This window comes from Flavobacterium sp., assembly GCF_044361065.1.
Taxonomy (GTDB): domain Bacteria; phylum Bacteroidota; class Bacteroidia; order Flavobacteriales; family Flavobacteriaceae; genus Flavobacterium.
This window is the reverse complement of the sequence record NZ_JBIKJI010000089.1, coordinates 1-8690: the sequence shown is the minus strand read 5'-3', so window position 1 is coordinate 8690 and position 8690 is coordinate 1. Positions and strand designations below refer to the sequence as shown.

Annotated in this window: 7 protein-coding genes and 1 tRNA gene; 1 reads left to right on the top strand and 7 read right to left on the bottom strand. The window is 31.4% G+C overall.

The window, feature by feature from the left end; all coding sequences use genetic code 11:
* The coding region (locus tag ACIQ11_RS06665; protein ID WP_396153907.1) for a hypothetical protein at positions 1-660 on the top strand (660 nt) is incomplete at its 5' end.
* A gap of 3 nt (positions 661-663) precedes the next feature.
* On the opposite strand, the gene ACIQ11_RS06660 is transcribed toward ACIQ11_RS06665, so the two are convergent.
* The 7 genes from ACIQ11_RS06660 to dnaE form a co-directional block, all read right to left on the bottom strand.
* The gene (locus tag ACIQ11_RS06660) at positions 664-1140 is read right to left on the bottom strand and encodes a hypothetical protein (protein ID WP_353077421.1); all 477 of its coding nucleotides are present in this window, start codon (positions 1138-1140) and stop codon (positions 664-666) included.
* A gap of 153 nt (positions 1141-1293) precedes the next feature.
* On the bottom strand, positions 1294-4014 hold the full coding sequence (locus tag ACIQ11_RS06655; RefSeq protein ID WP_396153906.1) for a T9SS type A sorting domain-containing protein: 2721 nt from the start codon (positions 4012-4014) through the stop codon (positions 1294-1296).
* Positions 4015-4329: 315 nt separating this feature from the next.
* Positions 4330-4403, bottom strand: a tRNA-Asp gene (locus ACIQ11_RS06650).
* A gap of 86 nt (positions 4404-4489) precedes the next feature.
* Entirely contained in the window at positions 4490-5416 is a 927-nt protein-coding gene (locus ACIQ11_RS06645) for a DUF58 domain-containing protein (RefSeq protein ID WP_396153905.1), read from the bottom strand.
* A 102-nt stretch (positions 5417-5518) separates the two neighbouring features.
* Positions 5519-5836: a thioredoxin gene (gene trxA, locus ACIQ11_RS06640; protein WP_166125498.1), complete on the bottom strand. Its 318-nt coding sequence runs from the start codon at positions 5834-5836 to the stop codon at positions 5519-5521.
* Positions 5837-5953: 117 nt separating this feature from the next.
* Positions 5954-6526: a peroxiredoxin family protein gene (locus tag ACIQ11_RS06635; RefSeq protein WP_396153904.1), complete on the bottom strand. Its 573-nt coding sequence runs from the start codon at positions 6524-6526 to the stop codon at positions 5954-5956.
* 92 nt (positions 6527-6618) lie between these two features.
* Positions 6619-8690, bottom strand: a 2072-nt coding sequence (gene dnaE / locus ACIQ11_RS06630) for a DNA polymerase III subunit alpha (protein ID WP_396153903.1), incomplete at its 5' end; no start/stop codon positions are given.

The following is an 8690-nucleotide window of genomic DNA, read 5'->3' as shown; positions in this document are numbered from 1 at the left end:
ACAAAACAAGTTTTAGCTGGTGTAACTGCAGGACTATTTACTCCAAACGGAATTGGTGAATATGCTGGAAAAGCGCTTTATTTTCCAAAAAACGAAACCAAACGAATTTTGTTTTTAAACGTAATTTGTAATGGAATTCAATTAATTATTGCTGTTTTATTCGGGTTAATCGGTCTTTTATATTTGGGCTATTCGTTTTACTTTACAGTACTTATAACCAGTGTTTTTTTCATTGGTGTTTTTATGTTTTTGACAAAAAACGCAAATATAAAAGGCTATTCAATAAAATTATTTTTAGAAAAAATTGGTGAAATACCTAAAAGAACACATCGAAAAAACATAGTGTTAGCTGTTGCAAGATATATAACCTTTTCGCATCAATATTATTTTTTGTTTGTGTTGTTTGGTGTGAAAATTGAATATTTTACGTTAATGGCTACAATAACTGCGGTATATTTTATTGCCAGTTCGTTACCGTCTTTTCAATTTTTAGATTTTGTAGTAAAAGGAAGTGTGGCGATTTGGTTTTTCAATAAATTACACATTGATGACTACGTGGTTTTGTTTATCAGTACTTTTATGTGGCTGGCAAATGTAGTTTTACCAGTACTAATTGGGAGTTATTTTGTGTTGATTTTTAAACCGAAAACGTTTAATTAAAAATTAGTCTTCTTTATTTAAAATAACGGGAAGTTGAAATTCAGATTTTACAGGAACACCTCTTTTTATAGCTGGATTAATTTTCGGAAAATCAGTTAATCGCAATTGAAAAATGCTATCTAATTGCACTTTATTATAGGCAATAGAATCCGAAATAATAGCTTCAAAATTTACATCCGAATTTGAAGAAATAATTACTTTTACTTGAATGGTATCTAATTGCGGAAACAATTTAGCAATACTATCATCTTTCAATTTAGAATGTAATTGATATGACAAGGTTTCATAAAAACAACTTTGTTTACTGTACGTATCAGATAAAGAATCGCAAGCTGTAAATGAAGGAAATTCATCTACTTGTTTCCAATTTATTTTTTTGAGTTCTTGTTCTAATAATACGTTTTCATCTGGCACTTTCTTATCGAAAAACTGACACGATTGTAATAAAAATATTAGAAAAAAAGCAATTACTTTATTCATTTTGATTTTCAACTATTTAGATTTTCAAAAATACAATATTATAGAATATCTTTTATTGATTTTCTCTGTTTTTATTTTAACACATAAAATTCCTTATAATTAGACATAAAAAAATCCCGAACGCATTCGGGATTTTTTCTTATTTTATAAAGATTATTTTTTTACAATCTTATGAATACTTTTTTGATTATCTGCTGAAATAACTTCTAATACGTATAATCCTGGAGTATAATTTGTTAAATCAATTTCTGTAGTAGAAACTGTTACTTTTTTGTTGGTAAGTTTTTTACCTAATAAATCGTAAACATTTACTTCAGAAATAGTTTGATTATTTTTAGATTGAATATTCAATATTGAATTCGTTGGGTTTGGATATACCATAAACTCATTGGTTTCGAAAGATTCTGATTCTAATAGCGCCACAAATTCAGTCGTAAACGTATTTGTTATAATAGCTGGGTTGTAGTCAAAATAGATAGATGCCACATTTGGAATAATATCGCCAACTGCATAACCTGCTTTTGGTTTGATTTTAAAAGTTACATATCCTTTTCCAATAGTAGAATTGGCAACCGAAACTGGCAATTGAATATTGTTAAATCTCCAGTTTAATTCCTTATTTACTCTATCTAATTCATAAGAATGACTTGAGCTAATCATAGACAAAGTACTTTCATCTAATTCGCTATTTAAAACATCGTTGATTCTTACATTAATAGCACTAGCGTTACCTGTGTTTTCAAAACGGATTGTGTAGTATAAATAATCATTAGAAGTGAAACTAGAATGTAATATTTTAGGTCCACGCGCTTCCATTTTATCATTTGGATCGTAAGCATTTACTACCATTTGAGTCAATGTATTACTATTGTTTTCAAGAACCACATCACCAGTAGTTGGTACTATAGAAGCTTGACTTACAAGATAATCATTCGCATTTACAGTTGGGATAGTAGGAACTAACATAATAACGTTAATTGTTCTAACTTCAAAAGGTAATAAGTTAGTGAAGTTATAAGTAAATCCTGTTGCAGTACTAATAGTTGCTGGATTAGTTGACACAATTGAAACAGCATTAGGTTTTGTATAAGTTATAGTTCCAGAAGGAATAGTTTGATTTCCTAAATTCGCGTATACAATTCGGTTTATATAATTAAATCCGGGTCTTGGCGCATTAAATGGCACAACTGTAACTCCTAAATCGTTATAAGTTTGTAGCGTTGTTACTGGAAAGTTATAAGTTGTCATTCCTGTCCCTGTTGATGTTAAATTTAAAAACTGAGAAGGATTTACATTATACATAGTTGCATACGTTGGGTTTACAACAAAAGCGACGTCATAAGAATTTGTGGCCACCATATCGTAAATACTAAATGATCCTGATGGAGCAATTACATTATGAATCACGCCATTGTCATTTTTCTCATGTGTAAACTTTCCTAAAGGAAAATTTACTTCTCCAGTATCTTTTGTCCCGTTATTATTTGCATCTAAAAATGCATTAAATGTAAAACCAGTACAATTAATTACTCCTGCAGTGGGTGTTGTACTATTAGTATGATTAATAGTAATAAATCCATTTTGATTGGAGAAATTAGTAACCATCAATAGGTAATATTGTCCTGCTTGTGCATTTGGAATTACAGCATTTTCAGTAGCAGAAACTGAATAACTACAACTTACAATATTATTTGGTCCTATTAAGTTACAACTTGGTGTACCACTTGTAAACGGACCATAAATAATATAATCTACATCTTGATTATTATAACTAGGTGCGTTATTTCCTTGCGTGATTACTAAATTTATAGTTCCAGGTGCGCTGATTGGTATATAAAACCAGTTTGGATTTGGAGTAGTATTTAAACATCCTGAAGCTCCTGTGCTGGGTAAACTAATAGTATTTGTAAAAGGGACACCTAAAGAATTACATAATAAATTAGCATTTGCACAAGAAGAAGCTAAATTGCAATTAGACTGTGCAAAAACAGTTCTTGGATATATTTTATCACATGCATCTGCAATAATTTCTCTAATAAAAATAGTACTACTCAATGCTGAAACAGGAACTACAAAGTTAGTAGCTGGCGTTATGGGATTTACTTGGTTTTGTGCGGCAGTTAAGGTTGGATAATATACTAACGTATTATTACTGTTAATTACTGCTTGTGAAGCTGTTAAGTCAAAAACTACTTGTTGATCGTTATTATCATCACATTGCACCATAGGGTTTAAGGCTGGCATAACTTGAAAATCAACAGCATTTAAAGTAAAACCACTAACTTGCATCATATTTCCAGAAGAAATTGCTGTAACTCTTGAAAAAACAGTATGACTTCCTAAATTCACACAATATGGGCTTACCAGAGGATTATTACCCGAGACAGCATCTGCTTGAGAAGAATGATAAGATACCGTATATAAATTTGCAGGTTGATTTGCTAAAATATTTTGTGTGTTACTCGATAAATTAAAGCATCCTAATCCGTTTGTTACACAAGCCGTCATACTTTGAGGTTGACCAAACTGTGGTGGACAAGACATTGTTGTAAAAGTAACTAAAACACTTGGCGGGCTAATCACGTTAGGTGAACAAACCGAAATAATTTGAGCCGTACACGTCGTTCCACAAGGTAAACCTGTTAAGACAAAAGGACTAGTTTGAACTGCAAAATTTCCAGCAACAGTTCCGTTCATAAATAACTGAATGTTGTAATCTGAAGTTGTTGTCGTGGCATTTGGCACCCAAGAAACCGTAGCGGAATTGGTCGTAATATTTGACACAAAAACATTTGATGGTGGCAAACATTGAGCGCTTACAAAGTTAATAGCAACACTCAAAAGAACTAATAATACAAGTAATTTTTTCTTCATTTTATATATTTAAATAATTAATTTTATATTCTAAGTGGCTAAATATAAGTAAATTATCTAATAAAACAATATTTTATGTAGAACAAATTAGACAAAATGTAAAAAACCTAAGTATTACAGCTTATAATACTTAAAATAATGAAGGTGCTATAAATCAAAAAAGCCATCCACAAAAGTGGAAAGCTTTTCATCGGTCTAACTACTAAACCTTTGTCCACCAAGGTGAACGAAACAACACAACTACGTTTCTCTTGAAGACTCAAGATTTTTGGGCAAAAAAGCATTCTAATTTCTTAGAATGCTTCCCAAATTTTGCGGTCTGGACGGGACTCGAACCCGCGACCCCCTGCGTGACAGGCAGGTATTCTAACCAACTGAACTACCAAACCGTTGCTGTAATGCGAGTGCAAATATACTACAGTTTTTGTAACTTGCAAATATTTTAATAAAAAAAATCCGAAATAACATCCATTACTTATCCAAACTTCTGTTTTTCAACTAAATATGTTGTTAGTATTTTTTCGAAATTTTCATCCACTGAAACTGGAACATATTTAATTTTATAGGAAGCGCAGGTATTAGCTATGTTTTCAAAATAAGTATTTACTACTTTTTCGTAACTTTCTTTCATATTTTCGGCAAACAAGTTAACTTCCTCACCTGTTTCCATATCAATGAACTTTCTTGGGGTATTGTCAAAATTAAAATTCAACTCTGTTTTTTTATCAAAAATATGAAACAAAACTACTTTATGTTTGTTGTGCTTCAAATGTTGTAAGGCATTAAATAATTTTTCATTTTCCCCTTCAATAAGCATATCTGTAAATAAAATAATCATCGAACGACGATGGACTTTTTCAGCAATTTGATGAAGAAAGGTGATAGTATCGGTTTTTTTGGATTCTTTTGGGAAGTTTAGTAGATTTTCAAACTGATTTAAAATCATTCTATGATGGCGTTCACTACCTTTTTCTGAAGCATAATATTCATACGTATCAGAATATATAGATACCCCGACTGCATCGCGTTGTTTTTTTAATAAATTCATCAATACAGCCGCGGCTAAAACAGAAAATCCAATTTTACTTTCAGAAAAATTTTGATTGTTTTTTAATTTTGGATAATGCATAGATGATGAATTATCGATAATTAAATGACATCGTAAATTGGTTTCTTCTTCAAACTTTTTAGTGTATAACCTATCCGTTTTGGCAAATAACTTCCAATCTATGTGTTTGGTGCTTTCACCTTGATTATAAATTTTATGTTCGGCAAATTCGGCAGAAAACCCGTGAAACGGACTTTTATGCATACCCGAAATAAAACCTTCAACTATTTGATTAGCCAAAAGTTCTAAATTCTTGAATTGGGATATTTTTTCGAGTTGCGATTCTAAATTCATATCGTAAATATAAGAAAAGATTTTAAATTCTGTATGAAAGTTATTTGTTAAAAAAAAGGCTCAACTTCCGTTGAACCTTAAATAATTAATTTATTCTATTACTTATAGTAATGCGTCGATTGCGTCTGTATAGGTTTTTTTTGGAGCTACTCCTACTTGTCTTCCAACTACTTCTCCATTTTGAAACACTAATACAGTTGGAATATTTCTTACGCCGTATTTTGCAGCAAATTCTTGATTTGCATCAACATCTACTTTACCAACAACTGCTTTTCCTTCATATTCTGTAGCTACCTCATCAATAACTGGTCCAACCATTCTACAAGGTCCACACCAAGCTGCCCAAAAATCTACTACTACTGGTTTGTCTGATTTTAATACTACTTCCTCAAAAGTAGCGTCTGTAATTGCTAATGCCATATTTTTATATTTATTTTTTTTATACTGTAATTATTACACTGCGAAAGTAGAAAATATATTTAAGCTATGAAAAAAATTATGATTTCTTTTACCTATTTGAGAATTAGAAAAATCAATTTATAAGTTTTTTAACACTGCGAGCAACAAATCGCCTTTTAATCTTTTGGTGTAATTTGGATTAATATACATAAATTCAATTTCTCCATTTTCATTAAGAACATAAACGGTTGGAACAGGAAGAAAACCTGGGTTTTTACCTTCAGAATATTTTTCTAATTTTGGTTTTTCCCTTTTAAAAGCAACCCCTAACGCCTGAGAAAACGCTCCGTCACTATCAGAAAACAATTGATAATTTAATTTATCTTCTGTTGTAGTTTCTTTTAAAAACTTTGGCGAATCTGGACTTATCGCTACAATTTGGTAGCCCAATTCAATAATTTGACTTTCAATTTCTTGCATATCCATAAGTTGGGCGTTACAATACGGACACCAACCACCTCGATAAAGTATTAAAACTGTTTTTTTATTAAATATTTCTGAAGTTGAAACCAACTGATTATCAACAGAAATTAAATTTTGTTTTGGAATTTTTTCTCCAATTAATAATGGCGATATTGCGTCAGAAGTTTCAGCAATTTGGGCAAAGCTGATTCCTGTAAAAGACAGCAAAATAAATAGTGTTTTTTTCATAAGAATTTGGGGTTAAATGGCAAATTTGAGCATTATTTAGTACAAAATATGTTAAGTAAATTACAAATTATAAAATAAATTTCACAAATATTTTAATTCAATTTAAAATTAATTTGCATTTTTTCTAAAGCATCTAATAATTCTTTTGAAATACTAATTTTTAATTTTCTACTTGGCATTTCAAGTTTATTCTTAACAATCGTTTCTTCAATTTCTTCCATCTGATTTTCTACTATAGTTTCCGTCAAATTTTCTACCTCATCGTCTGATTCTATAATAATTTCGTCTGAAATTTCATCATTTATCTCCATTTCTCGTTTCACAAACCGTTTCACTTTCTCTAATTCTAACACTTCGAAAGTAACGTTATAATCGCCTTGATAATTAGAAAAAAGAGTTTTTAAGTTGGAAATAAGTTGCTCTTTTAATTCTTCAACTGGCAATTGAATGGTTAATTTTTTTGCAAAATCTGGCAAAACATCTTGTAAACTCTGAAGATGTGTAAAATTAATTCTTGGCTCTGATTTTTTTCCGGTATCTTTATTTGTCCAGCCTTCTTTCACGAAAATTTTAATGAATACAAACTGATTTGCAACCAAATAATGGCGGAATTTCAAATATTCTTCATTAAAAATTCGGAATTCAAAACTTTCTTCGTACCCTTCAATATTAAACGTTGCCCAACCTTTATTTTGTTGCGTGGTACGATGTTGCACATTGGATACAATTCCTCCAAATGATAAATTTTTACCAACTAAAGGCTCTAAATTATGTAATGCTTGCAACTTGGTATTGCAGAAATATTTCATTTCAAATTTATAATCGTCCAATGGATGACCAGAAATATAAATTCCTACAACTTCTTTTTCACGAGATAACTTTTCTAAGGTATTCCATTCTTCACAAGGCGGCACAATTGGTTCGGCAATTTGCACATCGGATGCATCACCAAACAAACTCACTTGAGAAGAATTTTCGTTTTCTTGAAACTTTGCACCAAAACGCATTGCTTTTTCCAAAAAGGAACTATTATCGCCATCAGTATGAAAATACTGAGCCCGATGCGTATCGCCAAACTCATCAAAACCGCCTGCTAAGGCTAAATTTTCAAATGCCTTTTTATTAGCTGCACGCAAATCAATTCGTTTTGCTAAATCGAAAATTGACTTAAAACGACCTTCTTTTCGCACTTCAACTATCGTTTTTACGGCATTTTCTCCAACGCCTTTAATTGCTCCCATTCCGAATCGGATAGCATTATTATCATTTACCGTAAACTTGTAAAACGATTCATTGACATCTGGACCTAAAACTTCTAAGCCCATTCGCTTGCATTCTTCCATAAAAAAGGAAACCGATTTGATATCGTTCATATTGTTTGAAAGCACCGCCGCCATATATTCTGCAGGATAATGTGCTTTTAAATAGGCTGTTTGATAAGCAATCCAAGCATAACAAGTAGAGTGCGATTTGTTGAATGCATAACTCGCAAACGCTTCCCAGTCTTTCCAAATTTTCTCTAATATTTTAGCGTCGTGTCCTTTTTCTTCTGCTTGTGCGATGAATTTAGGCTTCATTTTATCCAAGACCGGCTTGTCTTTTTTACCCATTGCTTTACGAAGTACGTCGGCATCACCCTTTGTAAATCCAGCTAAAGATTGGGATAAAAGCATTACTTGCTCCTGGTAAACTGTAATTCCGTAGGTTTCTGCTAAATATTCTTCACAAGCATCTAAATCATATGCAATGGGTTCTAAACCATTTTTTCTTCGAACGAAAGAAGGAATATATTCTAACGGACCTGGTCGATATAATGCATTCATCGCAATTAAATCTCCAAAAACCGTTGGCTTTAAATCTTTCAAATACTTTTGCATTCCTGGCGATTCGTATTGAAAAATACCTACCGTTTCACCACGTTGGAATAATTCGTATGTTTTTTTATCGTCAATTGGAAAGGTATCGGGATCTAAATCGATATTTCGTTTGTATTTTACGAGCTTAACTGTATCTTTTATTAGTGTTAAGGTTTTTAAACCTAAGAAGTCCATTTTTAACAAACCTGCACTTTCGGCTACTGCATTATCAAACTGCGTAACATATAAATCCGAATCTTTTGCTGTGGTTACAGGTACGAAATTGGTAATATCATCTGGCGTAATAA